The sequence below is a fragment of the Lysinibacillus sp. FSL L8-0126 genome, from assembly GCF_038630385.1.
Lineage (GTDB): Bacteria > Bacillota > Bacilli > Bacillales_A > Planococcaceae > Lysinibacillus > Lysinibacillus fusiformis_D.
Map to the genome: position 1 here is coordinate 2,991,936 of NZ_CP152028.1, position 24,896 is coordinate 3,016,831.

At 38.8% G+C, this 24,896-nt stretch carries 22 protein-coding genes, 1 other RNA gene and 1 other annotated feature; of the genes, 21 read left to right on the forward strand and 2 right to left on the reverse strand.

What is annotated here, in order from left to right:
- Positions 1-363 precede the first annotated feature (363 nt).
- Positions 364-1,770 carry an AbgT family transporter gene (locus tag MHI34_RS14605; RefSeq protein ID WP_058845150.1) on the forward strand — a complete coding sequence of 469 codons (1,407 nt, stop codon included), beginning with the start codon at positions 364-366 and terminating at the stop codon, positions 1,768-1,770.
- Positions 1,771-2,261: 491 nt separating this feature from the next.
- Here MHI34_RS14605 and MHI34_RS14610 read toward each other — a convergent pair whose 3' ends face one another.
- Positions 2,262-3,845, reverse strand: a complete 1,584-nt coding sequence (locus MHI34_RS14610) for an SH3 domain-containing protein (protein ID WP_342503573.1) — start codon at positions 3,843-3,845, stop codon at positions 2,262-2,264.
- Between the two features lie 164 nt (positions 3,846-4,009).
- Positions 4,010-4,252: a binding site (T-box leader), on the forward strand.
- A gap of 254 nt (positions 4,253-4,506) precedes the next feature.
- On the opposite strand from MHI34_RS14610, the gene hisS reads away from it, so the two are divergent.
- The 16 genes from hisS (at position 4,507) to MHI34_RS14690 (ending at position 19,323) form a co-directional block, all read left to right on the forward strand.
- Positions 4,507-5,775, forward strand: coding sequence for a histidine--tRNA ligase (hisS, locus tag MHI34_RS14615; RefSeq protein WP_342503574.1), 1,269 nt, complete (start codon positions 4,507-4,509; stop codon positions 5,773-5,775).
- A 64-nt stretch (positions 5,776-5,839) separates the two neighbouring features.
- Complete coding sequence (gene aspS, locus MHI34_RS14620; protein WP_342503575.1) at positions 5,840-7,609, forward strand: aspartate--tRNA ligase; 1,770 nt, start codon at positions 5,840-5,842, stop codon at positions 7,607-7,609.
- Between the two features lie 140 nt (positions 7,610-7,749).
- Positions 7,750-7,949: non-coding RNA, 6S RNA (ssrS, locus tag MHI34_RS14625), on the forward strand.
- Positions 7,950-8,139: 190 nt separating this feature from the next.
- Entirely contained in the window at positions 8,140-9,300 is a 1,161-nt protein-coding gene (gene nagA, locus MHI34_RS14630) for an N-acetylglucosamine-6-phosphate deacetylase (protein WP_257982877.1), read from the forward strand.
- 26 nt (positions 9,301-9,326) lie between these two features.
- A complete protein-coding gene (locus MHI34_RS14635; RefSeq protein ID WP_036124397.1) occupies positions 9,327-10,049 on the forward strand; it encodes a GntR family transcriptional regulator in 723 nt (240 codons plus the stop codon).
- A gap of 4 nt (positions 10,050-10,053) precedes the next feature.
- A complete protein-coding gene (locus MHI34_RS14640) occupies positions 10,054-10,773 on the forward strand; it encodes an SIS domain-containing protein (RefSeq protein ID WP_036124385.1) in 720 nt (239 codons plus the stop codon).
- 19 nt (positions 10,774-10,792) lie between these two features.
- Positions 10,793-11,062 carry an HPr family phosphocarrier protein gene (locus tag MHI34_RS14645; RefSeq protein WP_036124382.1) on the forward strand — a complete coding sequence of 90 codons (270 nt, stop codon included), beginning with the start codon at positions 10,793-10,795 and terminating at the stop codon, positions 11,060-11,062.
- A gap of 96 nt (positions 11,063-11,158) precedes the next feature.
- Positions 11,159-12,334, forward strand: coding sequence for a GNAT family N-acetyltransferase (locus tag MHI34_RS14650; RefSeq protein WP_271910497.1), 1,176 nt, complete (start codon positions 11,159-11,161; stop codon positions 12,332-12,334).
- Positions 12,335-12,562: 228 nt separating this feature from the next.
- Positions 12,563-12,874 (forward strand): PTS sugar transporter subunit IIB, encoded by a 312-nt coding sequence (locus tag MHI34_RS14655; RefSeq protein WP_342503576.1) that lies wholly within the window; start codon positions 12,563-12,565, stop codon positions 12,872-12,874.
- 17 nt (positions 12,875-12,891) lie between these two features.
- The gene (locus MHI34_RS14660; protein ID WP_036124376.1) at positions 12,892-13,212 is read left to right on the forward strand and encodes a PTS lactose/cellobiose transporter subunit IIA; all 321 of its coding nucleotides are present in this window, start codon (positions 12,892-12,894) and stop codon (positions 13,210-13,212) included.
- Positions 13,213-13,258: 46 nt separating this feature from the next.
- Positions 13,259-14,584, forward strand: a complete 1,326-nt coding sequence (locus tag MHI34_RS14665) for a PTS sugar transporter subunit IIC (RefSeq protein ID WP_058844054.1) — start codon at positions 13,259-13,261, stop codon at positions 14,582-14,584.
- Positions 14,585-14,608: 24 nt separating this feature from the next.
- Positions 14,609-15,691: a MupG family TIM beta-alpha barrel fold protein gene (locus MHI34_RS14670; protein WP_342503577.1), complete on the forward strand. Its 1,083-nt coding sequence runs from the start codon at positions 14,609-14,611 to the stop codon at positions 15,689-15,691.
- Between the two features lie 637 nt (positions 15,692-16,328).
- Positions 16,329-17,090 carry a tRNA threonylcarbamoyladenosine dehydratase gene (locus MHI34_RS14675; protein WP_271910494.1) on the forward strand — a complete coding sequence of 254 codons (762 nt, stop codon included), beginning with the start codon at positions 16,329-16,331 and terminating at the stop codon, positions 17,088-17,090.
- A 129-nt stretch (positions 17,091-17,219) separates the two neighbouring features.
- A complete protein-coding gene (locus MHI34_RS14680) occupies positions 17,220-17,606 on the forward strand; it encodes a hypothetical protein (RefSeq protein ID WP_036124366.1) in 387 nt (128 codons plus the stop codon).
- A 210-nt stretch (positions 17,607-17,816) separates the two neighbouring features.
- Positions 17,817-18,335, forward strand: coding sequence for a hypothetical protein (locus MHI34_RS14685; RefSeq protein ID WP_036124364.1), 519 nt, complete (start codon positions 17,817-17,819; stop codon positions 18,333-18,335).
- Between the two features lie 271 nt (positions 18,336-18,606).
- Positions 18,607-19,323, forward strand: coding sequence for a hypothetical protein (locus MHI34_RS14690; RefSeq protein ID WP_058844056.1), 717 nt, complete (start codon positions 18,607-18,609; stop codon positions 19,321-19,323).
- 83 nt (positions 19,324-19,406) lie between these two features.
- Here the strand turns inward: MHI34_RS14690 and MHI34_RS14695 are convergent, their stop codons facing one another.
- On the reverse strand, positions 19,407-20,687 hold the full coding sequence (locus tag MHI34_RS14695; protein ID WP_036124360.1) for a replication-associated recombination protein A: 1,281 nt from the start codon (positions 20,685-20,687) through the stop codon (positions 19,407-19,409).
- 204 nt (positions 20,688-20,891) lie between these two features.
- On the opposite strand from MHI34_RS14695, the gene MHI34_RS14700 reads away from it, so the two are divergent.
- The 4 genes from MHI34_RS14700 to MHI34_RS14715 all read left to right on the forward strand — a co-directional run bounded on the left by MHI34_RS14700 (position 20,892) and on the right by MHI34_RS14715 (position 24,797).
- Positions 20,892-21,311, forward strand: a complete 420-nt coding sequence (locus tag MHI34_RS14700; RefSeq protein ID WP_008181126.1) for an Rrf2 family transcriptional regulator — start codon at positions 20,892-20,894, stop codon at positions 21,309-21,311.
- Positions 21,312-21,713: 402 nt separating this feature from the next.
- Positions 21,714-22,862, forward strand: coding sequence for a cysteine desulfurase family protein (locus tag MHI34_RS14705; protein ID WP_036124356.1), 1,149 nt, complete (start codon positions 21,714-21,716; stop codon positions 22,860-22,862).
- A gap of 76 nt (positions 22,863-22,938) precedes the next feature.
- Positions 22,939-24,063 carry a tRNA 2-thiouridine(34) synthase MnmA gene (gene mnmA / locus MHI34_RS14710; RefSeq protein ID WP_058844058.1) on the forward strand — a complete coding sequence of 375 codons (1,125 nt, stop codon included), beginning with the start codon at positions 22,939-22,941 and terminating at the stop codon, positions 24,061-24,063.
- 74 nt (positions 24,064-24,137) lie between these two features.
- On the forward strand, positions 24,138-24,797 hold the full coding sequence (locus MHI34_RS14715; protein ID WP_058844059.1) for a tetratricopeptide repeat protein: 660 nt from the start codon (positions 24,138-24,140) through the stop codon (positions 24,795-24,797).
- Positions 24,798-24,896 lie beyond the last annotated feature (99 nt).

Below are 24,896 nucleotides of genomic sequence, written 5' to 3' on the forward strand. Positions count from 1 at the left end.
TATAATAAAATTTTCAAATCTATTAAAATTTGTCAATTTACGTACAGTTACTCTTCTCATTCGTGAAATGTAGCTATAGAAGTTGTTAACCTTGGTCACCATACTCAAGTCACGGCGCTCTGCTAAACGCATAATTATCCAATTAATCGAGTATGAATATTTTATGCTAGCAGAGGATAAGCATCCTTATCAGCAGGGTCGTCTGAGAAAGCTTGCTGTGGCAACAAATAAATAGAATTTCTGAAATAATAGAAAATTAATACTTTACAATAAATTTGAACTCATGTATATTTATTTTCAATTAACGACATATAGCGACAATATAATGCAAATGTCTAAATTGATTAACAGGAGGGTGATGTCATGGAAAATGAACAGGGTGTAAAGAAAAGAAGCTGGCTGAAAGTACCTCATACATATACCATTATTTTTGCTATTATTTTTTTAGCGGGTATTGCAAGCTATATTATTCCAGCAGGTGAGTTTGAACGAATAGAGGATAAGGAAGGGCGAATGCTCGTTGTAGATGGAAGCTATCATCATATTGAGAGTGATCCAGTTTCATTTTTTGAAATGTTTACAGCTATTCCAATGGGTCTTGAAAAAGGGGCTCAAATTATTTTCTACATTTTCTTAGTCAGTGGTGTTTTTGGGATTATTCGTTCCACGGGTGCCATTGAAGCTGGTGTTTATAAAGGGGTAAAAGCTTTAGAGGGAAGAGAAAAATTACTTATCCCATTATCAATGATTTTATTCTCTGTTGGTGGTTTTACAATGGGGATGGCCGAAGAAACAATTATTTTCGTACCGATTGGTGTAGCAATTGCGCGTGCGATGGGCTTCGATGCTGTGACAGGGACTGCCATGATCACACTTGGAGCGGCCAGTGGATTTTTTGGAGGGATGCTTAATCCCTTTACGGTGGGTGTTGCACAATCATTAGCAGATGTACCGTTATTCTCTGGGATCGGCTTCCGTGCAGTTGTCTATGTTTTTGTGTTAGGTTTTGCTATTTTCTATGTATCTCGCTATGCCTTTAAGGTGAAAAAGAATCCACAGGCAAGTGTTATTTATGACATCGAGCAAAAGGCTAAATCTAATGTATCCGTTATTGACATTCCCACATTAACAGGAAAGCATAAATTTGTATTTATTGTGATGGCTTGTGGAATTGGCTTTAATATTTATGGTGTATTTAATTGGGGCTGGTTCTTAACACAGTTAACCGCCTCCTTTTTAATTATGGGGTTAATTGCAGGGCTAATTGGTGGGTTGAAACCTGCAACTATTTTTGATTCCTTCATTGAAGGAGCGAAGGCTGTAACATTCGGTGCTTTAATTGTAGGTTTTGCCCGTGCGATTACGGTTGTTTTAGAGCAAGGGAAAATTATCGATACTATCGTTTATGCGGCATCGGAAACAATTGGGCATTTACCACATGCTATCAGTGCAATCGGTATGTTATTTATTCAAGCACTGTTAAATTTATTTATTTCATCTGGTAGTGGACAGGCAGCCGCAACAATGCCGATTATGATACCAATTACCGATTTATTAGGGTTAGAACGACAAGTGGCTGTATTAGCCTTCCAATATGGTGATTCCTTAACGAACTCTATTATTCCTACTTCATCTGCCTTAATGGCCTATTTAGCGGTTGCAGGCATTCCCTATGAAAAGTGGATCAAATTCATTTGGAAGATGATTCTTGGCTGGGCAGTGATTGCATGCCTGGCGTTAATTGCTGCGGTAGCAATAGGGGTTTCTTAATACGTGAAAAAAGCTGTGGATAGCATCCGCAGCTTTTTTCTTAGTGTTGAAAAACAAAACAGTCAATTGGAAGGTAGAAATGGATTTCCGTTGCAGGCTACTTGACTCCATTCCAACCTACAAAAGTGTTACCTTTTTAGTGAAGGTTTTCAAATAAAGTGAAGGTCTTCACTGCTCTTTATGGAGAGGTGTTGTCACGCATCACTTCTCTACATTAATAATAAGAGCTTATTCCCTCTAAGAATACAAATAATGGGCTATTTAATCGCTATATTACTATGAAAAAAAGTAAAGACTCTTTGCAGAATGGTTGATTGGAGTGGAGCCAGCGTCACTCCTAGGGGATTTAGCGTCACAGATGAGACCCTGGAGCGAGCGTAAGTGAGTGAAGCGGCTCATCGGACGCCCCCTGGAAAGGACGCTGGCGGAACGGAAATCTCCCCCTCCCCTTGCAAAGTTGCTTTTTCTGCCTTTGACATGATCTTTTTTCATTATTCCTCTTGCTCATTAAAGTAGTTGAGAATTCCTTGATAAATACCGAGAGTCGCCTGTTCACGGAACTTCGCTGTGGTGATGACACGCTCTTCACTTGAATTACTTAAGAAGCCTAACTCAATAAGGACTGCTTTTTGACGATTTTCTCGTAGTACTAAATAGTTACCTTGTTGTGTGCCACGATCTCTTAACTCTAATTTACTTGATAGTCCATCATGAATCGCTTCAGCAAGCCCTTTTTGATTACTATTCATATAATAGGAGGTGAAGCCGTTAATAGAGCTATCGTCTGTTGCATCATAATGGAGACTAATAAAGGCATCTGCTTCATATTGATGCGCAATTGATACACGCTTCCGCAATGCCACATATTCATCGGATTCCCTCGTCATGACTACATTGGCGCCAGCCGCACTTAGCTTGGATGCAAGCATAGTAGCTGTTTTCAGCGTAATGCCTTTTTCCTCTGTACCACGTTGACCCGTTGTGCCATGATCATTTCCCCCATGGCCAGCATCAACAACTATTGTTAACCCACTTAACGTCCCTTTTTTACGCGGCTCTTCTTTTTCCTTTTGAGGAATCATCGTTTTATTAGAACTTGTTGTTACAACCCAGTTTGCAACAAATGCTGTTTTATCTTCGTCTAATTGAATTTCATAAAAATCATTTTTTACGCCGACAATTGGATAATTTAAGCCAGCATCTACCCGTTCGACCACTTCAGCTGCTGTTGAGGCATCTGTTCGTAAGTTTGTCCCATTATAGATTATGGTAACGGATTCCAACTCTTTGGAAGAGGAAGTTTTGGATGTACTTTTAACTTTATTGGAGAAAGTACCATAAAAGCTATAAACCCAGCCTGTTTTTTTATCATTGTACTGAATTTGTACCCAATTATGTTCATGTGCAATTACTTTAAAGGCTTGACCTTTTTTCGCAGTGCCGATTTTTTTAGCATTCAAGTCTGGTTTTTTACGAACATTGAGGACGTCTACTAAAATAGTAAAGGTTGTGTCCTTGTTAACAGGTGTTGTAGTTGTCGTTACTTCTACGGCATCATCTTTAGGTTCCTTTTCTTTTTTAGGATTATCATTAATCGTGACATAATCCTTTGAAACCCATCCCGTAAGTCCATTCCAATCAATTTTTGCCCATTCAGCATTTTCTTCAATGAGGTTGGCTTGGTTGCCTGTAGAAAGTTGACCAAGAACAGCTGAAGAAATATCTGGATCTGTTCGTATATTTAAACGGTCAACTTGTGAGATGACGGATTTATCGATGGCCTGTTTAGCACTTGTAGGAGCCGTCAGCCATGAAGCAACCCAGCCCTCATAGTTACCTGCTTTTACTTGAATCCAATCACCTTCACGACCGATAGAGGTTAAAGGATCACCTTCTTCTAATGTCGTAATAATGGGATATGATAATCCAGGACCCTCACGCAAATGAAGAATCGTTCCAGCGACTTTTAGATCACTGGTGTCAGCGGAAGCTCTTTGAACAAAGTTCTTATTTGGCATCGCAATCGTTACCATTAGTACGAATATGATTATACTATGTAAAATTTTTGTCCTCATCAGATTCCTCCTATTCCTTGTGCTATTTTACCATGCTTTTGTCATAAAATTCGTGGTAAAATGGTAACGGAATTTGTTATTTTCATTATAGCCCTATGAAAAATACAAAAACAGTTGACATTGGCATGGCTAGTGACTAACATAAAGGGTAATCGAAAAATGATTAATCGCTTATGACCAAGCAAGTAGCGTATACCTCTATTGGAACAGAGAGGGAAAGACTTAGGCTGCAATCTTTCCTACAAAAATGTATCACGCGAATAACACTTGAGAGGCTTTTTTCTGAAAAGCAGTGCTTAGTAGGAAAAAACGGAATCGGCCGTTATCCGATTACGAGGAGGACACATGTAATTAATTGTGTCAACTAGGGTGGAACCGCGGAAGCTTATACAGCTCTCGTCCCTTGCTATGGCAAGGTGACGGGGGCTTTTTTGTTGTTCGAAAAAACTGCGAGATTCTTTTGAGAAAAGGGATGGGTTCGGTTTTAGGTGGTGAGTCTGCTCATCAAAATTGCGAACCCGCTCTAATCAAAGTGAAGACCGCTCTTTGAAGGTGTAACCAAACTCCAACCTGAATGAAAACTGCTCAATCGAAGCATGCCTCCGCCCCAAGTAGAATGACAGCTGCTCTATCATAAGCAATCGATATAGGAGGGATTTACATGAGTTTTAAAGTGCCACGAGGGACACAAGATATTTTGCCAGGTCAATCTGAAAAATGGCAAAGGGTTGAAGCGATTATTCGTGATATTTGTCGTGTTTATCGTTATAACGAAATTCGTACACCGATTTTCGAGCAAACGGATTTGTTTGCGCGTGGTGTTGGTGAAACAACGGATGTTGTGCAAAAGGAAATGTATACATTTGAGGATCGCGGGGGACGTTCACTAACATTACGTCCTGAAAATACGGCTGGTGTCGTACGTGCCTACGTAGAACATAAAATGTTTGGTGCTCCAGATCAGCCCGTTAAGCTTTCTTACTTAGGACCAATGTTCCGCTATGAGCGTCAACAGGCTGGGCGTTATCGTCAATTTGTACAGTTTGGAGTAGAGGCCATTGGTTCAGCAGATCCTGCAATTGATGCGGAAGTCATTGCTCTTGCGATGGATGTTTATGAATCAGCTGGCTTAAAGGATTTAAAACTAGTGATTAATTCACTGGGTGATAAAGAAACGCGTAATACTCACCGTACAGCCTTGTTACAGCATTTTGAGCCACATATTCAAGAGTTTTGCTCTGACTGTCAAAATCGTTTGCAAAAAAATCCATTACGAATTTTAGATTGTAAGGTGGATCGTGAACACCCATTAATGCAAACGGCTCCAGCGTTAACTGATTTCTTAACAGAGGAGTCAGCTGCTTATTTCAGTCAGGTGAAATCGTATTTAGATACATTGGGCATTTCTTATGAGGTGGATCCAAATCTTGTACGTGGGCTTGATTATTACAATCACACAACATTTGAAATTATGTCTACAGCAGCTGGCTTTGGTGCGATTACAACACTATGTGGAGGCGGACGCTACAATGGGCTAGTGCAAGAAATTGGCGGTCCAGATGTACCAGGTATTGGTTTTGCATTAAGTATTGAGCGTTTATTATTAGCACTTGAAGCAGAGGGCGTTGAATTAGATACCGCTTCAGGACTAGATGTTTATATTATCGCAATGGACGCTGAAGCCAAGCAAAAGGCTGTAGAGCTAACTAGTACTTTCCGTGCAAAGGGTCTTGCGACAGAAATGGATTATTTAGATCGTAAAATGAAAGCCCAAATGAAATCAGCGGATCGTCTAGGTGCAAAATACACAATCGTTCTTGGCGAAACAGAGCTTGAAGAGCAAGCAGCTGCCGTGAAACATATGGAATCTGGTGAACAGCACAAAGTGGCATTCTCAGAGCTAGTGAATTATTTATCACAACAATCTTAAAGTAGATACAGGGCATTGCTAGTAGATGCTACATAAATTGAAGATATTTTGGAGGAATTTAACAATGGCTACAAGAACACATGCTAGTAACGAGCTATCAGAGGCGTTACAAGGCGAAAAAGTCGTATTAAAAGGTTGGGTGCAGCGTCGTCGTGACCTTGGTGGTTTGATTTTCATTGATTTACGTGACCGTACGGGAATTACACAGGTCGTATTTAGTCCAGACGTGGCTGAAGCACATGCACTAGCGGATAAAGTACGTAGTGAATATGTGATTGAAGTGGAAGGAACAGTTATCCTTCGTACAGAGGATCAAATTAATCCGAATGTACCAAACGGTAAAATTGAAGTAGAAGCAACAAGTTTAATCGTAATTAATACGGCCAAAACAACACCATTCCAAATTGAAGATCGCACAGACGTATCAGAAGACCTACGTTTAAAATATCGCTATTTGGACTTACGTCGTCCAGTCATGTTCGATACATTCAAAATGCGTTCTGATGTTACACGTACAATCCGTAACTTCTTACAAAATGAAGGCTTCTTAGAAGTAGAAACACCGATTTTAACAAAATCAACGCCAGAGGGTGCTCGTGATTATTTAGTACCATCCCGTGTCCATGAGGGTGAATTTTATGCATTACCACAATCACCACAATTGTTTAAACAATTATTAATGGTTGCAGGCTTTGAAAAGTATTTCCAAATTGCCCGTTGCTTCCGTGATGAAGACTTACGTGCTGACCGTCAACCAGAGTTTACACAGGTGGACATTGAAACTAGCTTCTTAACACAAGAAGAAGTATTAGAAATGAATGAACGCTTAATTCAAGCTGTTATGAAAGAAGTAAAAGGAATCGATATCCCTGCACCTTTCCAGCGTATGAAGTATCAAGAAGCAATGGATCGTTATGGTTCAGATAAGCCAGACGTACGTTTTGGATTAGAGCTAGTAGCATTAAATGATATTTTTGAAGGCTGTAATTTCAAAGTATTTGCAGATACTGTTGCACAAGGAAAACAAGTGAAAAGTATCAATATTAAAGGAGCAGCGGACAAATATTCTCGTAAAGACATGGATGAATTAACAAAATTCGTTAGTATTTACGGAGCAAAAGGTCTTGCTTGGTTAAAGGTTACAGAAGAAGGCTTACATGGCCCAATCGCGAAATTCTTTGACGAAGCGTTAGCAGCAGCTTTAATCGAACGTATGGGAGCAGAAGTTGGCGATATTCTTGTATTCGTGGCGGATAAGGCACCTGTTGTTGCAGCTTCTTTAGGGGCATTACGTTCGAAATTAGGACAAGATTTAAACTTGATTGACGAATCACAATTTGCTTTCCTTTGGATTACTGACTGGCCATTATTTGAATTCTCTGAGGAAGATGGACGTTACTATGCAGCACATCATCCATTCACACGTCCGTTCGATGAAGATATAGCGTTAATGGATACAGATCCTTCAGCAGTTCGTGCACAAGCCTATGATATCGTATTAAACGGTTACGAGCTTGGTGGTGGATCATTACGTATCTATGAACGTGACCTACAGGAAAAAATGTTTGAATTACTTGGCTTTACAGAAGAAGAAGCACAAGCGCAATTTGGCTTCTTATTAGAAGCATTTGAGTATGGCGTGCCACCACATGCAGGTCTTGCCTTTGGTCTTGATCGCTTTGTGATGCTACTAGCAGGACGTACGAATTTACGTGATACTATCGCATTCCCGAAAACAGCAAGTGCTAGCTGCTTAATGACAGAAGCACCGAGCGAAGTATCACCAGAGCAACTAAGTGAATTAAGCTTAGCCATCAAACCATTTAAAAAATAATGAATAAAACAAAATACCTGGATTTCCTAGCAAATATTGTTGAGAATCTAGGTATTTTTTTGTGTTTTTTCAGGAAAATATAGATTATGAGAGAAAATCGTTTGAATTATCAGAAAAGTGGTGTTATGATAACTGTAATACGAATCCTGATGTGTTTGTCTAACTGCTAAATCTACTTCACAGTTTTGACCGAACACTATCGAATCGGGAGCCTTCATTTTGTAGTCGCAAACATGCCCCTAGCGGAGCGGGACGTTTAAAGCTGCAAAGCGGGCACCCCCCTGCAAATTGCGGGTTCAAAACGAATGTTTCTTGGCATTACGGCACAATTGGGATTCGTCCTATACATAGGATTAAAAAGGAGCTTGAGAGTAGCTCCTTTTTTGTTGCCAATTTTTAAAAGAAAGATTTATAGAAAAATTTTGAAAATATGAAAAAATAACTTTTTATTTTAGATGAACGAGCATATAATTGGTATAGACAACTATACCTTTTGGAGAGCGTTCATAAAAAGGTTGGAGGTGATAAGTTTGAAGGACACATTATTAATCTCAAATGTTAGGATTATTAATCCTGATGATCAGCCGTTTAAGGGTGACGTCTATATAGAAGATGGTAAGATCATTCAAATAGGGCAGTGTTTGTCAAGAAAGGCAGTGCAACGTATTGATGGGCAAAATCATGATTGGCTACTGCTCCCTGGCTATATTGATATGCACATTCATGGATCAGCTGGGCATGATACGATGGATGCTAGTCCATTAGCTTTGCATGAAATAGCACAGTCCTTAGTGCAAGAAGGCGTTACAGGTTTCCTTGCTACAACTATGACACAAACTATAGCCAAAATTGAAAGCGCTTTAGTCAATGTGGCGCAATTTGAACAGCAAGAAGGAGAAGCCGTTTTACTGGGCATTCATGTTGAAGGTCCATTTGTTTCGAAAATACGTGCAGGTGCACAGCCAGAAGAATACATGATTAGTCCTACGATTGAACAATTTGCTAATTGGCAAAAAATGAGCTGTTATCGTATCAAACAAATTACCGTCGCACCAGAAATAGAAGGTGGATTCACATTTCTTGAAGCATTAAAGAACTTTAATGTGATTCCGTCTATTGGTCACTCAGATGCTACAATAGAGGAAGTCCATCAAGCAGTATCATTAGGTATAAGTCAAGCCACTCATTTATATAATCAAATGCGACCATTTCATCATCGTGATCCAGGTGTCGTTGGTGGGGTATTATTAGAAGATAACATCAAAGTGGAATTAATTGTTGATTGTGTGCATAGTCATCCTCAAGCAGTCAAGCTAGCCTATCGGACAAAAGGTGCCAAGGGGATCATTCTTATTACGGACGCCATGCGAGCGAAAGGCTTGCAGTATGGTGAATATGATTTAGGTGGGCAAACGGTGTATGTAAGTGAAAAAGGAGCCCATTTAGCGAACGGAGCATTAGCTGGCAGTGTGTTAACAATGGAACAGGCGGTTAAAAATATGAAGGCCATTACGAATTGTTCCTTACAAGAAATAGTCGCCATGTCTTCTACGAATGCCGCTGAACAATTGCAGCTTCCCATGAAAGGTCGAATTGAAGAAGGCTTTGATGCAGATTTTGTCTTGCTAGATCAACAATTAAATGTGCAAAAAACGATTTGTCGAGGTAAAGTTGTATTTGAGAAATCATAAAAGAGGCGATAAGGAAGGTGCAAGATTTGTTAGAGAAAAATTCTCATATACCTATTTATATACAAATAGAAGAGATTATTAAACAAAGAATTTATTTAGAAGAATACAGAATTGGTGAGACGATACCTTCAGAACGTGAACTTTCTGCACAATTTGATGTTAGTAGAATGACTGTGCGTCAATCCATTACCAATCTCGTAAACAGCGGTCTGTTATATCGAGAAAAAGGGAGAGGTACCTATGTTGCTAATCCCAAATTGGAGCAGCCATTAAAGGGCTTAACAAGTTTTACGGAAGATATGCGCGCTAGAGGAATGGAACCAAGCAGTAAGGTGTTACGATTTGAAAAAATCATACCACCAGTGGATATTGCAAGAGATTTAATGATTGAGCCTGGAGAAGAAGTATTCTTTGTGGTGCGAATTAGAAATGCCGATTCTCAGCCAATGGCGATTGAAAGAACGTATATCCCAGTCAAAATCTATCCAGAGTTGGATGAAAAGCAAATAATGGGCTCGCTTTATGCTTTAATCGAAGCAAAGTTCCATCAAAAGATTGGGAATGCCGTACAGCAAATGGAGGCAGCCATTGTCTCAAAAGAAGATAGTAAATTTCTACAGATAAATCAAACAGCACCTGTTTTAATTATCAAACGTACGAGTTATTTATCGGACGGTAAACCATTTGAGCTTGTACGCAGTACGTATCGAGCTGATCGCTATAAATTTATAAGTGAAATTAAAAGGTGATTATATGCATGCATATTTTTCTGAAATCGAAAAGCTCATCCAGATTGTGAAGGAGCAGGAGACTGTTCATTTAAAGGAAGCAGCACAAATCATTGTTCAACGTCTTCAAAGAGGTGGAATCATCCAATTATTTGGCTGCGGCCATTCTCAGCTATTAGCGCAGGAGGCTTTTTATCGAGCTGGTGGTTTAGTACCTGTTCGTCCGATTTTTCTAGAACCTTTGGCATTACATGCTGGAGCACTAGCTTCCTCAATCAATGAGAAGGATCCCACTATTATTGAACAACATAAGGAACAGTTTGATTTTCGTGAAAATGACGTTTGCATTGTCATTTCAACTTCAGGGAGAAATGCGGCCCCTATAGATGCTGCTTTGTTGGCAAAGGAGTCAGGGGTATACGTGTTTTCTCTACAGTCGCTCCTCTATAGAGAGCAGGTTGCACGTCATCACAGTGGGCACAGGCTTGAAGACGTGGTAGATTTTGTGATCAATACACATATCCCTATTGGAGATGGTGTTTTGCATCTACATGAAATGCAGTATGCGCCAGCTTCTACTGTCATTGGTTCCTTATTATTAAACGCCTTGTTCAGCGAAGTCATCGAAATAATAGCAAAGACGACAAAGGAGTTACCTATTTTTGTCAGCAATAATGTTGACTCGGATTGGTCGCATAATGAAACAATGATGGCCAACTATCAACATCGTATAGATTTTACATGAAAAAGGGGAGACATCGTAAATGAAAAAAATGTATAAAATTACTTCACCTGAGGGCATTCATGCCAGACCTGCTGCACTACTAGTAACTGCAGTAACTCCATTCGAAAGTGATATTCAATTAACGTACAAGGGAAAATCTGTTAATCTAAAGTCCATTATGGGCGTTATGTCATTGGGTGTAACACCTGGTAGTATAGTAGAAATTTCAGCGGCTGGTCCAGATATTGAAAAATTATTTCAAACCGTAACAGAAATCATGGTGTCAAAAGAAATAGGAGAAGAATGTTAAGAGGACAAAAGATTCTTGCAGTGATTGTTTTCATCTCACTGCAGAAGAATCTTTTGTAAATAACTGAATTTTTAGAATTGCAATAGGGGTGATTATATGGATATCCACATCGTCTCGCCTAATGATTATAGGCAGATTCATCAATTAAGAGATTATTGTTTTCCGAATAAATACACAGGGGCTCGACGAGAGGACTTTCATTATTGGATAGAGCAGAGTACGACATTAGGAGCTTATGATCATAAAAAGATTGTCGGTCAACTTTTAATATTGCCACTCAACATGACGGTTCATGGTGTTCCTTATAAAATGGGCGGAATCGGCTTTGTTGCAACATATCCTGAGTACCGACAACAAGGGATTATTAAAAGGCTCATGATAGAAGCCCTACAAAAAATGCGTGATAATGGGCAAACCATTTCAGTTTTAGCGCCTTTTTCTGTGTCCTTCTATCGACATTTTGGTTGGGAATTATTTTTTGAGAAGCTTCATTACACGATCCCACAAGCACAATTTCCGTCGTTTGGGAAACAACTGGATATCGTCAAACGGATGAGCTTTGAATGGGTTGAGCCTGAGCTGTTCAAGGAAATAAAGGATTTTCATAATATAATGGCAATATTGCAAAATGGAGGCATGGTAAGAGATGATGCCTGGTGGAAAAGAATTGAGAGAAGGAGCCCTGACAGCCATTTTGCAGCCTATTTTCAAGCAGATAAAATAGAGGGCTATATTCGTTATACCATTCTGCAGGGGACGTTTGTCATTCAAGACTTTATTGTAGCTAATTATTTAGCGGAGCAAGCCATATGGCGTTATATTACGTCACATGCAGCAAGTGTCGATCAAATTACAGGTGTTACTAGCAATCATTATCCCTTTGGTTTTTATTTCAAAGAGCCGCAATTCAAAAGGGAAGTCATACAGGATGTGATGGTTAGAGTCGTAGACGTTGCAGCTTTTATGCAGCGGTATCCATGGAGAGATATCACAGAAACATTGACGATACGTATTGACGATCCATTTTGTCATTGGAATGAGCATGTCTATCAAATAAATAAAAATGGTCAAGTGTCCATAATTGAGACAAATTCGGTCTCTGACAAGCATATGTTAACACTACCAATTAATCTTTTTTCTGCAATGATGGTTGGTTATCTTTCCGTCAAAGAGGCTGTTGTCTATGCTAATCAATCGACAGTGGAAAAGACTCTACAACGATGGCAAAGGGCATTGCCTACTGAAAAGCCAGCATTTTATGAGTATTTTTAAGCACTAAATGGTTTGAAAATTTTAAATTTTTTTGGATTTTTTTCTGGACTATACCAGTTGAGTAGAATCGTTTATGTTGCTATAAAAAAACAATAGCCCAATTTTGTAAATAATTACACGGATATAAAATTAATGTAAAAAGTGTATTGTGGTATATACCAATAGGTGCTATTCTCAAAATAAGTAAGCGATTACACAATCAAAAAAACATAAAAAGGAGTGTTTCGAATGAAAAATATTATGTTAGTGTGTGTAGCGGGCATGAGTACTAGTTTATTAGTATCTAAGATGCAAAAAGCTGCTCAAGAGCAAAATATTGAAGCTGATATTTATGCCATTGCTGAAGGTGAGGTGGAAAAAGTATTAGCGACGAAAAAAGCGGATGTGCTGTTATTAGGTCCTCAGGTTCGCTATTTAAAGGGGTCATTTGAAATAAAATTCAAGGATAGGGGCTTTCCAATCGATATCATCAATATGGCAGATTATGGCATGATGAATGGTGAAAATGTCCTGAAGCAGGCACTACACTTAATTGGATGAAAAAGGGGTTAAAGGGAATGGGAGAAGCAGCATTAATGGAGTCCATTATGGGTCTTATTGTGCATAGTGGCAATACGAAAAGTGAGTGTATGGAAGCTCTTCAGCTAGCGAAAAAGGGGCAAGTTGAGGAAGCAAAAGAAAAAATTAAATTAGCAAATGAGTCTTTAATTGAAGCACATCATGCTCAAACGGGGTTACTATCTCAAGAAGCAAGGGGAGAAAAAGTAGAGGTTTCCATGTTATTAATTCATGCGCAAGATCATTTAATGAATGCTATTACTTTTCGCGATTTAGCGCAAGAAATGATTGAATTATATGAACGAATCAAAGGGGAGTAACATCAAATTTTGATGTCACAATAAAAAGCAAAGGGAGTGTATGTGGATGTTCCGTTTTTTAGAAGAAAAATTTGTACCGGTTGCTGCTAGGGTTGGGAATCAGCGTCATTTAGTTGCTATTCGTGACGGCTTTATTACGATCATGCCGTTGACAATTGTTGGATCATTAGCTGTACTTATTAACAATTTGCCCATTAAATTATATCAAAATGCACTCGATGCCATTTGGAAGCATGAGACATGGACACAGTTTGGGGGGAATATTTGGGGAGCGACATTTGGGGTTATCTCCCTATTATTAGCCTTTTGTGTTGCCTATCATCTGACAAAAAGCTATGACAAGGATGCATTATCTGGTGGGGTAATAGGGCTTGCCAGTTATATGACATTTGGTACATTTGGTGAAGGGGGATTAACGGGTTTAACGACAGGTACAGGAGGAATATTTGTTGCCCTCATTACCGCTTTAATTTCCGCAGAACTATTTTCTCGTTTATCTGGCAATCCAAAGCTTTTAATTAAAATGCCTGCGGGTGTGCCATCCGCTGTGTCAAAGTCATTTGCAGCATTACTTCCAGCAATTATAACAATTGGTTTATTAGCATTAGTTCGTACAATCATTTCTGCTGGGTTTGATATACCCGATATTATTGGAACGTTTTATTCATCGATTCAAGAGCCATTTATGGGCTTAACAAATACATGGGTAGCTGGACTTATTTTAGCCTTCATTCCAACATTTTTATGGACATTTGGTATTCATGGGGCAAATATTATCGAGCCGTTTATGCAATCGATTAATCTACAAGCAATTGATGCTAACGTTGCAGCCATTTCTGCTGGAAAAGTAGCACCTTACATTATTAACAAACCGTTCTTTGACGCTTTTATTAATATGGGTGGCTCAGGTACAACGATTGCTTTAATTATCGCAATATTCATTATTGCTCGTAAAAACAAACAATATAATACGGTTGGTAAATTATCCGCTGCTCCCGGATTATTTAATATTAATGAACCATTACTATTTGGTTTACCAATTGTCTTAAATCCAATTTTATTTGTACCATTTATTTTGACACCAATGGTCAATGTGACAATTGCTTTCTTTGTAACAAAATGGGGTTGGGTGCCAGCAGCAACGATTGCTGTTCCATGGACGACGCCTCCAATTATTAATGGTTTCCTAGTCACGCAATCTTGGCGTGGAGCTGTACTGAGTATTGTCTTAATTGTTGTAGCTATTTGTATCTATTTACCATTTTTATCCATGGCTAATCGCTTGTCAAGACAGAATGAACAAAAGGCTGCTTTAGCAGCACAGAGCGAACAATCTGTTGTGGAATCCCAAGGGGAAAAAGTAGAAGTATAAGCGTCAATTAACGGAGGGTTTGAAGTGAGAAGATTAGGAATTTCGCTATATCCACAGCATAGTACACTAGACGAAATGAAGCGCTATGTTCAACTTGCTCATGACAATGGCTTTGATCGGATCTTTACCTGTTTGATGTCATTAAAACAGGAGGGGGAGCGTCAGAAATTACAGCAAATTAATGCCTTTGCGCAGCAGCTTGGTTTTGACATATCGGCTGATATCGCACCAGCTGTTTTTGATGATTTAGGCTTAACCTTTAAAGATATTGGCTATTTGAAGGAACATTATTATTTGGCAGCCTTACGTTTAGATATGGGATTTTCTGGTCAGGAAGAAGCGTTGATGTCACTTGACGCAAGTAATCTAAAAATAGAATTAAACATTAGTAACGGGACGAAATATGTAGACAATATTGTTTCTTACCAGCCCAATAAAGAGAACATTATCGGGTGTCATAATTTTTATCCAAGACGCTTTACTGGGCTATCTCGTCAGCACTTTTTACAAACATCCCAACACTTTAAAGCACACAGCTTGAGAACTGCCGCGATGATCTCCTCGCAGCATGGTCAATTTGGGCCTTGGGAGCAAACGGAGTACGGGTTACCTACATTAGAGGAGCATCGTCATCTTCCTATCACTGTACAAGCGAAAGATTTATGGCATACAGGGCTCATTGATGATTGTATTATTGGCAATATGTATGCCTCAGAGGAGGAAATACGTGCGTTAGGTCAATTAAATCGCAATAAGCTTGAAATAAAGGTTGTCCCGTCAGCAGACACGAGTATTTTAGAGGAAACGATTCTTTTTAAAGAGCCCCATTTTAATAGAGGGGATGTCTCTGAGTATGTCATTCGTAGCACACAATCTCGGGTTAAATATAAAAACGGAGATTTTCCTGTGCATGATACACGACCATTAAAAAGAGGCGATATCACGATTGATAATAATTTGGATGTTCGTTATAAGGGAGAGCTACAAATTGTTCTAAAAGAAATCCCAAATGCCGGGTCGAGCAATGTTATCGCTAGCGTTGTTGAGGAAGAACAATTTTTATTAGCACATATTCAACCATGGGCATCATTCGGCTTTACAAAATGAAAAAAGGTGAGAAAGGGATTGAGTCATCAATCTCACAGACTGTAGCCATCGAGAACTTCACTCTCGATGGCTTTTGTCATTTTTCTTTCTTTGTTCAATATTTGATAAACCATTCCATAATCAGAATAGGGGTTTGCTACTAATGGATAAATAAACGAAAAATTAATAGTGGTTTCTAATTTTCGCACTTAATGATCTTGTCGTACTAATTGATCAATCGTAAACATTTCTAATTGTTTACATTCGTTGATTTTATTCTTCGTCAGCATCGTTTTTCACTTTAAAAGTTTACTTTTCATCAACATATATGGATGGAGTTGCTTTATATAGATGTTGAATATAGCGAAGGACGGTGACTCCTGCGGGGAAAGCAGCTCGACACCGCATGTGGAAAGTATCAGCCTGGAGTGGAATCAACCGTTTCCCTTTAGAAAATAATGCCAAGGAAGCATTCCAACTTTATTTTAAAATCCTTGTTTAATTACTGTTATTTGGATGGTTTTCAGTAGGCAATCTTCATTTTTTTCTTTATAATTTTCTCTTGAACAATAACATGATAAAATGTAAGATAGATTTTGATTTTATCTTAGTATATAACTAGGTTTACTAATAAAATATACAGATGGAGAGTGTCAGGATGTTACATCAATTTTCACGTAACGAGCTCGCTATAGGAACAGAGGGTCTCGAAAAATTAAAAAATACAACGGTTGCCATACTTGGTGTAGGTGGTGTTGGTTCATTTGCAGCCGAGGCATGCGCAAGAAGTGGAATCGGTCGCATTATTTTAGTTGATAAGGATAATGTCGATATTACAAATGTCAACAGACAACTAGTGGCATATCTATCAACTGTAGGCAAATCTAAATCAGCTGTCATGAAAGAGCGCATTACAGATATTAACCCAGCATGTGAAGTCATTGATATGCACATGTTTTACACGGAAGAAACCTATGAAAAGTTTTTCGCACAAGGCATTGATTATGTCATTGATGCAAGCGATACAGTGATGTACAAAATTCATCTAATGAAGGAATGCTTGCAACGTAATATTCCTATTATTTCGAGTATGGGTGCAGCAAATAAAATGGATCCTACTCGTTTCCAAATTGCGGATATATCAAAAACACATACAGATCCATTAGCAAAAATAATTCGTACAAAGCTTCGTAAAGAGGGTATTCATAAGGGTGTAACGGTTGTTTTTTCTGATGAAAGTCCAATTGTTGTACGTCCTGATGTCGTAGAGCATGTTGGTAAGCCTGATGCGGCAATTCGTAAGGCAAAGATGCCGCCTTCATCCAATGCCTTTGTACCGTCCGTAGCAGGTTTAATTGCGGCGAGCTGGGTAGTCAATACCATCTTAAAAGATGTAAAAATTACGCGCGTACAAGGATAATGTCAGAGAATTACTAAAAAAAAACAACATAATGGATTATTTTCGTAGAAGTAGCTGCCTCATTGTTTTGAGAAGTAGCTACTTTTTCTATGTTACAATTAGACCGTTGAAAAAAGGAGGCGCATACAGATGGAAAAAATTTATCAAATGGAATATAGAGGTTTAAATCTTTTCGATGAAATTAGCACTGTAGAGTTAGCGATTGATGAAGAGAAGCAAACTATACATATTTTTGATGTTGGACAAGTAGTCAGCCCCATTTTTAATTTTGATGTATCTGCCTATGAATTGTCCGATGGTTTTTATAAAATGGCGGATGTTCTGCGGCATAAGAAAATCTTAACGAATCATCAAGCAGATAATAATGTAACATTAAGTGAATGGTTAATTATGAACAATGCTTATTTTTATATACCTCAAAAGCGCATTAAAAAATATATGCAGGGGAGCATTATTGAAATTGTTGATCGCGCAAAGGAACCCTGGTTATTTGATGATTATGTACAAAGGGTATAATTTTACCAAAATAGTTCGTCTTATGTACATAAAATGCTATTAATTCACGAAATTGTCTTATTTTTTTCATGTCCTCACTACTCCATATAGTTTATTGATATAATTTAAATCATCCATTAGATAATCGATCAGTTTGTTTGGGATGCTCCGAGCTACTTAGTAAATAGCCAGGAAGTTAAAACAGCAAATGACATATGGGAGAGTGGGGAAATGGAAATTCAAGTAATTCGTGATCATTTAGATATTGTCAAACTTCAAGAGAAAATGAATGCCATTGTATTTGACTATTTGGATACATCTAATAATTATCCGAAAGCTATGAGAGGGTTGAATCCTTTATATAGTCAAGTAACAACTTATTATAAAGAGTATGTTGATCATCGATCAGGGGAATTACCAAGCGCAAATACGTATTGGCATTTGTTTATCGATTGTTGTGCAAAATTATGTTATTTTTTAGCTGCATCGACCTATTATTCTTCGAATGCCTTGCAAAAAACGCCTGAAAAAGTGGAGCGTTTATTAACAATAGCAGCTTATTCCTTACCGGGAATTGAACAGGAAGAGAATGAATTATTATTAACAGATATCTTTGCTCTCTTAACGGAAGTGCTAGAGGATGAAGAGAAAATGACAACGATACGCAATGAAGTGCTTGCACAAAAGGGTGATGTGAAGCAGTGTCTGGAACAGTTCAAAGCATTTGTTGATGAAGAACTGACAGCCTAGACATTATTAGACTAGCTATTTTCAGAAAATAGCCTATACGACAAGAATCTACGTAACTTTTGTAAGTAATTCTCGTTTTTCTATACTAGAAAAAAGTGGATTTACTTGCTTCGTTTTGTTTCGTGGGTTCTTTTTTGTTATTTGGAAAGTAAAAAAAGACCATTTTACTTAAAGGGAATTATGATTTTTTGTCGAATTATAGTTAAAAAATGGGTTCTCCTATGATCATTTTATTCAACACTGTAAGAACTTATTGAAAGGGGGCTAGGCAATGATTGTAAACGGTATAAAATTAGATTTGGCGAATTTGGAAAAACCGCTTTTACTAGTTAGTGAGGAAGATGAGCATTTATTTCAACGACTTATCCAACCAACGATTGAGAAGGAACTTATACAGTGTCAATTAGCGCTCTCTACAAGAAAATCTATTTCATTGGTCAAAGATATTTGGTTGGCAATGTATAGGGATCGAGAAAAGTTATACATTAATAGTGGTCATGCCATGCTGTACCCAATTCGTTTAATTCTTTTTGAATTAGTGACACAAGCAGAATCTTTCCAGCGCTTAGCAAAAAAGTCGCGTGGTGATGCATGTCTTTCCCTTATATATGCAGTTATTCTTATACAATTTGTCTTGCAGTGGTTAAAGGATCGGTTTAGTGGAAACCAAGAGGTATATGGTGCATTAAAGCGGTTATACAGAGTGACGGATGATGAATTAACTAGAGAGCCATCCTATGAAACAAGAGAACAAAAAATTGCACAAGCTATTGCTGTAAAAGCAATTCGCTTTGAAGTGAGAGAAAACAATCAAGAATTCGCGAGTGTGTTGTATCAATCGTATAATTTGATTGTTTTTTTGCATAGTAAGGTCAATGAAGAGGATGGGAAAGAATCCCTTCTGTCATTACTTCGACATGTAGCAGAACCATTAAATTTGTTTTATAAAGAGCGATACACAGCAAATAACCAGAGCTTTACAGGATGATCATCAAAGCAGCCCATCCTGTTATTTTGTAAAAAAGCAAAGTCACTATCAGTACTGGAAATCGTGACTTTGCTTTTGTGCTGTTATTGATGGAACGATTTGAGCTTTTCATAGATGCCTGCCATTCGTTTTTCTTCTCCAGCAATAACAGGTTTATAAAATTCTGTTCCTACAAGTTCATCCGGTAAATATTGCTGGTCTACCCAACCACCAAAAGTGCCAATGGGTGTGTTATGTGGATATTGATAGCCAACATGTCCTAAATCTTTCGCTCCCTCGTAATGAGCATCTCGTAAATGATGAGGAATATCACCCGTTTTGCCTTCATGAATTGCTGTAATGGCAGCGTCTATTGCAGCTATGGCAGAATTGGATTTAGAGGCAAGGCACATTTCTATGACGGCGCTTGCGAGTGGAATACGTGCCTCAGGTAACCCTAGTCGTTCAGCTGCTTGGATGGCAGCCAGCATATGAGGACCAACATCGGGATTGGCAAGACCAATATCTTCATAAGCCATCACAAGCAGGCGCCTGCTGACGGCCACTAAATCGCCTGTTTCCAGTAAATGCGCTAAATAATATAAAGCAGCATTGGTATCACTGCCACGTACAGATTTTTGCAAGGCGGAAAGTAAATTATAAAAATGTGAACCTTTTTTATCGCCATAAACACCAATTCGGTTAATGAGATGCTCAATAACATGATCGGCTGCAAGCGTCTGCCCATCAACCTCATCACTCGCATAATAAATGGATTCTAGTAGTGTTAATGCCTTCCGCGCATCCCCGTTTGCGGCTCCTGCAATTTGCTCAATTTGAGTGGGTGTTAATACAAAATGATATTTACCTAACCCTCGTTTTTCATCTGCTAGTGCTTTTTCAATCAACTCAATTAAATTTTCCTTTGTTAGTCGTTTTAGCTGGTAAATTTCTCCACAGCGTGAACGGATAGCTGGATTGACGTCATGGTAAGGATTTTCTGTTGTGGCCCCAATTAATACAATTGAGCCATTTTCAACATGTGGTAACAAAGTATCTTGCTGTAATTTATTGAAACGATGAATTTCATCCAAAAAAAGAAGTACTTTTCCGGAGATTCTGGCTTCTTGTACAATATCCTCCACATCTTTTTTGCCAGCTCGCGTTGCATTGAGTGCAAAGAAAGGGAGCTTGGAGCTTCCTGCAATGGCATTGGCAATAGAAGTTTTACCGATTCCAGGTTCTCCGTATAGCAACATGGAAGGTACATGTTCATTTTGAATCATTTTATACAGGGCTGTATTGGGACCAATGAAATCCTGATGCCCAACTATTTCATCAAGGGTTAAAGGACGCATTCGAAAAGCGAGTGGTTCATTATGCAATTTAGTTCCCCCTTTCAGTCGTTGTCATTTTTTGCTTCGACCATGTTTATACGCTAAAATAAAGCGCTGATTGTTATTTTTGAACGATTTTGAATCGCATTTATTAGTATATCACATCCTTCTAGGTGTATTTCCGAGTTCATCAAGAGGAGATTATGATATACTGTTTGTAGTATTTTGACTAGACTAATTGAGGGTGATAAAATGAAAATTTCAACAAAGGGCCGTTACGGGCTTACGATTATGATTGAATTAGCAAAGCATTATGGTGAAGGGCCGATTCCATTGCGCAAAATTGCTGCGGAAAAGGAGCTTTCTGAAGCATATTTAGAGCAATTAGTGTCTCCGCTTCGTAATTCAGGCTTAGTAAAAAGTGTACGTGGTGCTTATGGTGGTTATATGCTAGCGAATCCACCTAGCGAAATTTCAGCAGCCCATGTTATTAGTGTGCTAGAAGGGCCTATTCAACCAGTAGAGGGTATTGAAAATGAGGAAGCGCCACAACGAGAGTTATGGCTACGTATTCGCGATGCAGTAAAAAATGTGTTAGATACAACGACAATTGAAGACCTAGCACAATATACAGAAGAAAATGTAGCGGAAGGTTACATGTTCTATATTTAAAATGTTCGAGCTAAAGTGCTACGCCCGCATCAATCTCATTCATTTTGTGAAATAGTCTTATCGCAATGGCTATTTTTACGATGAGTGATGTGGGTTTTTGCGCTTCTGATCTTGATTCAGGAGAGGACTCCACTTATGAAGGGTGAGCTGAATGCGGTGCTCATTTTTTCAGTGAGTGTTCAAACGATCACTGAATCAAGATAAAGTCTCTGGCGAAAGTCACAGATTTTGAAGAGAGGTCTGCATGATGCAGGTCAGTTACCGTTGTCACAGAATGTGACGATAGTAGGCTAACTGTTACTCATTAGTTTGAAAAGAATGGACGTATTGTTTATCTGCGCGAAAGTGAAGTGTCAGCGGCAATTACGTCGAGGCGTAATTGATCAAAAAGGAGTTTTCAACATGAATTCATATATTTATCTCGATCATGCGGCTACATCTCCGATGAATGGCCAAGTAATAGAAGCGATGACGACTGCTATGCAGCAGGTTTTTGGCAACGCATCAAGTATTCATGGCGCAGGTCGAGAAGCACGAAAATATTTAGACAATGCACGTGAGTTATTAGCGAAATCCATCGGTGCCCAAGCAGGGGAAATTATTTTCACAAGCGGCGGCACGGAAGCTGATAATACAGCCATTTTAGGCACTGTCTATGCCCGTGCGAACGAAGGGAAACACATCATTACAACACAAGTAGAGCATCATGCGGTGTTACATACTTGTGAAAAACTTGAACGCGATGGCTTTGAGGTGACCTATTTACCAGTAGATCAATTGGGACGTGTAGCGGTTGAGGATGTTCAAGAAGCCCTTCGCGAAGATACTATTTTAGTGACGATTATGTATGGTAATAATGAAGTAGGTACAATTCAGCCTATTGCTGAAATTGGTGAGCTATTACGTGAGCATCATGCCACATTCCATACAGATGCAGTTCAAGCTTACGGCTTGGAGAAAATAGATGTCAACCAATTACAGGTGGATTTATTGAGTGTATCTGCACATAAAATCAATGGTCCTAAAGGTGTTGGATTCCTTTACCAAAAGACAGGAACACCGTTAGCGAGCTTTGCTCTTGGGGGCGCACAAGAGAAAAAACGTCGCGCAGGTACTGAAAATATTCCAGCCATTATTGGTTTTGCGACTGCTGTGCAAGTTGCAAATAAGTTGCGTGAAGAAAAGCGTTCACTATACAATCACTTTAAGCAAATTATGCTCGAAGTTTTTACACAGGAAAAGCTAGCGTTCCATGTGAATGGTGAAGAAAAGCATTCATTGCCTCATGTACTAAATATTAGCTTTAAAGGGATGGAAGTAGAATCGTTTCTAGTGAATCTTGATATGGCAGGTATTTGTGTATCAAGTGGTTCAGCATGTACCGCTGGTTCGATTGATCCATCGCATGTGTTAGTAGCGATGTTTGGGCAAGGAGCAGAGGAATTACGAAACTCCATCCGATTTAGCTTTGGGCAAGATTTAACGGAAAACGATATACGCGATGCAGCGGAAAAAACAGCTCAAATTGTGAAAAAACTAGCTACCAAATAATTTGCGCAATACGACGTTATGTTTCTATATCTTTTGAAGCATCAACTGTAATTAGATAAAAGAAAAGGTGACCACAATGAAAGAAACACGTGACCCCTCACAAATTCGCGTTGTCGTCGGCATGTCAGGTGGGGTAGATTCATCGGTGGCTGCATACTTGTTAAAACAACAAGGGTATGAAGTAATCGGGATCTTCATGAAAAACTGGGATGATACGGATGAAAACGGTGTTTGTACAGCGACTGAAGATTATGATGATGTGATTAAAGTGTGCAATCAAATCGGTATCCCATACTATGCTGTCAATTTCGAGAAACAATATTGGGATAAAGTTTTCACATACTTTTTAGAAGAATATAAAGCAGGGCGTACACCAAACCCTGACGTGATGTGCAATAAAGAAATTAAATTTAAAGCATTTTTGGAGCATGCCATGAACTTAGGCGCCGATTACTTAGCGACAGGACACTATGCACGTATTGATCGAAGTGTTGATGGTGAAGTGAAAATGTTACGTGGCGTTGATGATAACAAAGATCAAACATACTTTTTAAATCAACTATCACAGGAGCAATTAGCCCATGTGATGTTCCCAATTGGCGATATTGAGAAGAAAGAAGTGCGTAAAATTGCAGAGGAAGCTGGACTTGCCACTGCTAAGAAAAAGGATTCAACAGGAATTTGTTTTATCGGAGAACGTAACTTCAAGGAGTTTTTGAGTCAATATTTACCAGCTCAACCTGGCAAAATGGAAACAATGGATGGCGTTGTGATGGGACAACATGATGGTTTAATGTACTATACACTTGGGCAACGACATGGTCTTGGTATTGGTGGAGACGGTGAACCTTGGTTTGTGCTAGGGAAAGATTTAGAGCGTAATGTGTTACTTGTTGGACAAGGCTTTGACAATGAGTTTTCATACTCTACATCATTGACTGCTGTGAAAATGAACTATACTTCGACAAAAAAATTGCCTGGGAAATTTTCTTGCACAGCGAAATTCCGCTATCGTCAAACAGATACACCAGTAGAAGTAGAAATTTTACCAGATGGTCGTGCACACATTACATTTGCAGAGCCTGTACGTGCGATTACACCAGGACAAGCCGTAGTGCTGTACAATGGTGATGAATGTATGGGTGGCGGTACGATTGACGAAGTCTTTAAAAGTAATGAAAAACTAACATATGTTGGATAACTTGCGTTAAGACTGCTCTTACTGCCTCTTGGCTTTCTAGAAGCAGTCTTTCGCTACATAGAGGTGAAGAACAAATGAATTATAATGAACAGGGCATTCAAGCATTTCAAGAAAAACGTTATGAGGATGCTGCCCAACTATTTACAAAAGCAATTGAAGCAGAGCCCGAAAATGCCATTGGTTATGTGAATTTCGGCAATTTGTTAGCTGTGTTAGAGGATACAGAACGTGCAGAACGTTTCTTCCAAAAGGCGATTACTGTAGATGAAACTGCAGCGACAGCTTATTACGGTTTAGCCAATTTATATTATAATGCGGAACGCTATGCGGAAGCTGCAAAACTGTATGAACAAGCACTTAAACATCAGATTGAAGGGGCAGATGTTTATTATATGATGGGGAAATGCTTTGAGCGTATGGAGAACTCAAAACTGGCATTGCCCTATTTACAACGTGCCGTAGAAATTGCGCCAGAAGATACACAAATTCGTTTAACCTATGCGATTGTGCTATGTGCGCTAGAAATGTTTGAGGAAGGGAAGAGGGAACTGGATCTCTTAATCGAGCAGGATTGGAATAATGCAGATGCACATTATAATTTAGGTGTGCTCTATGCCGTTTCCACAGAACAAACGGAAGATGCAATGTATCATTTGAAACAAGCCTTTACATTACAACCTGAATATGACCAAGCACGATATATATATGATATGATTGCCCAACGATTTAACTGATAGGTGATTAGCAGCAAGTGTCAATTGATGAACTTGCTGCTTTTTTCTATCAAAATGCAAAGCAATCTATAAATCTCATTTATTATTTTTCAGCAAATG

What these genes read in the sequence shown, in the direction of transcription:
- hisS (WP_342503574.1), top strand. Translation starts at nt 4,507, where the DNA reads ATGAGTTTTAAAGTGCCACGAGGGACACAAGATATTTTGCCAGGTCAA.
- MHI34_RS14650 (WP_271910497.1), top strand. Translation starts at nt 11,159, where the DNA reads ATGGATATCCACATCGTCTCGCCTAATGATTATAGGCAGATTCATCAA.
- MHI34_RS14685 (WP_036124364.1), top strand. Translation starts at nt 17,817, where the DNA reads ATGGAAATTCAAGTAATTCGTGATCATTTAGATATTGTCAAACTTCAA.
- MHI34_RS14640 (WP_036124385.1), top strand. Translation starts at nt 10,054, where the DNA reads ATGCATGCATATTTTTCTGAAATCGAAAAGCTCATCCAGATTGTGAAG.
- MHI34_RS14690 (WP_058844056.1), top strand. Translation starts at nt 18,607, where the DNA reads ATGATTGTAAACGGTATAAAATTAGATTTGGCGAATTTGGAAAAACCG.
- MHI34_RS14675 (WP_271910494.1), top strand. Translation starts at nt 16,329, where the DNA reads ATGTTACATCAATTTTCACGTAACGAGCTCGCTATAGGAACAGAGGGT.
- MHI34_RS14645 (WP_036124382.1), top strand. Translation starts at nt 10,793, where the DNA reads ATGAAAAAAATGTATAAAATTACTTCACCTGAGGGCATTCATGCCAGA.
- MHI34_RS14665 (WP_058844054.1), top strand. Translation starts at nt 13,259, where the DNA reads ATGTTCCGTTTTTTAGAAGAAAAATTTGTACCGGTTGCTGCTAGGGTT.
- MHI34_RS14700 (WP_008181126.1), top strand. Translation starts at nt 20,892, where the DNA reads ATGAAAATTTCAACAAAGGGCCGTTACGGGCTTACGATTATGATTGAA.
- MHI34_RS14655 (WP_342503576.1), top strand. Translation starts at nt 12,563, where the DNA reads ATGAAAAATATTATGTTAGTGTGTGTAGCGGGCATGAGTACTAGTTTA.
- MHI34_RS14680 (WP_036124366.1), top strand. Translation starts at nt 17,220, where the DNA reads ATGGAAAAAATTTATCAAATGGAATATAGAGGTTTAAATCTTTTCGAT.
- aspS (WP_342503575.1), top strand. Translation starts at nt 5,840, where the DNA reads ATGGCTACAAGAACACATGCTAGTAACGAGCTATCAGAGGCGTTACAA.
- MHI34_RS14660 (WP_036124376.1), top strand. Translation starts at nt 12,892, where the DNA reads ATGGGAGAAGCAGCATTAATGGAGTCCATTATGGGTCTTATTGTGCAT.
- MHI34_RS14605 (WP_058845150.1), top strand. Translation starts at nt 364, where the DNA reads ATGGAAAATGAACAGGGTGTAAAGAAAAGAAGCTGGCTGAAAGTACCT.
- MHI34_RS14705 (WP_036124356.1), top strand. Translation starts at nt 21,714, where the DNA reads ATGAATTCATATATTTATCTCGATCATGCGGCTACATCTCCGATGAAT.
- MHI34_RS14610 (WP_342503573.1), bottom strand. Translation starts at nt 3,845, where the DNA reads ATGAGGACAAAAATTTTACATAGTATAATCATATTCGTACTAATGGTA.
- MHI34_RS14715 (WP_058844059.1), top strand. Translation starts at nt 24,138, where the DNA reads ATGAATTATAATGAACAGGGCATTCAAGCATTTCAAGAAAAACGTTAT.
- mnmA (WP_058844058.1), top strand. Translation starts at nt 22,939, where the DNA reads ATGAAAGAAACACGTGACCCCTCACAAATTCGCGTTGTCGTCGGCATG.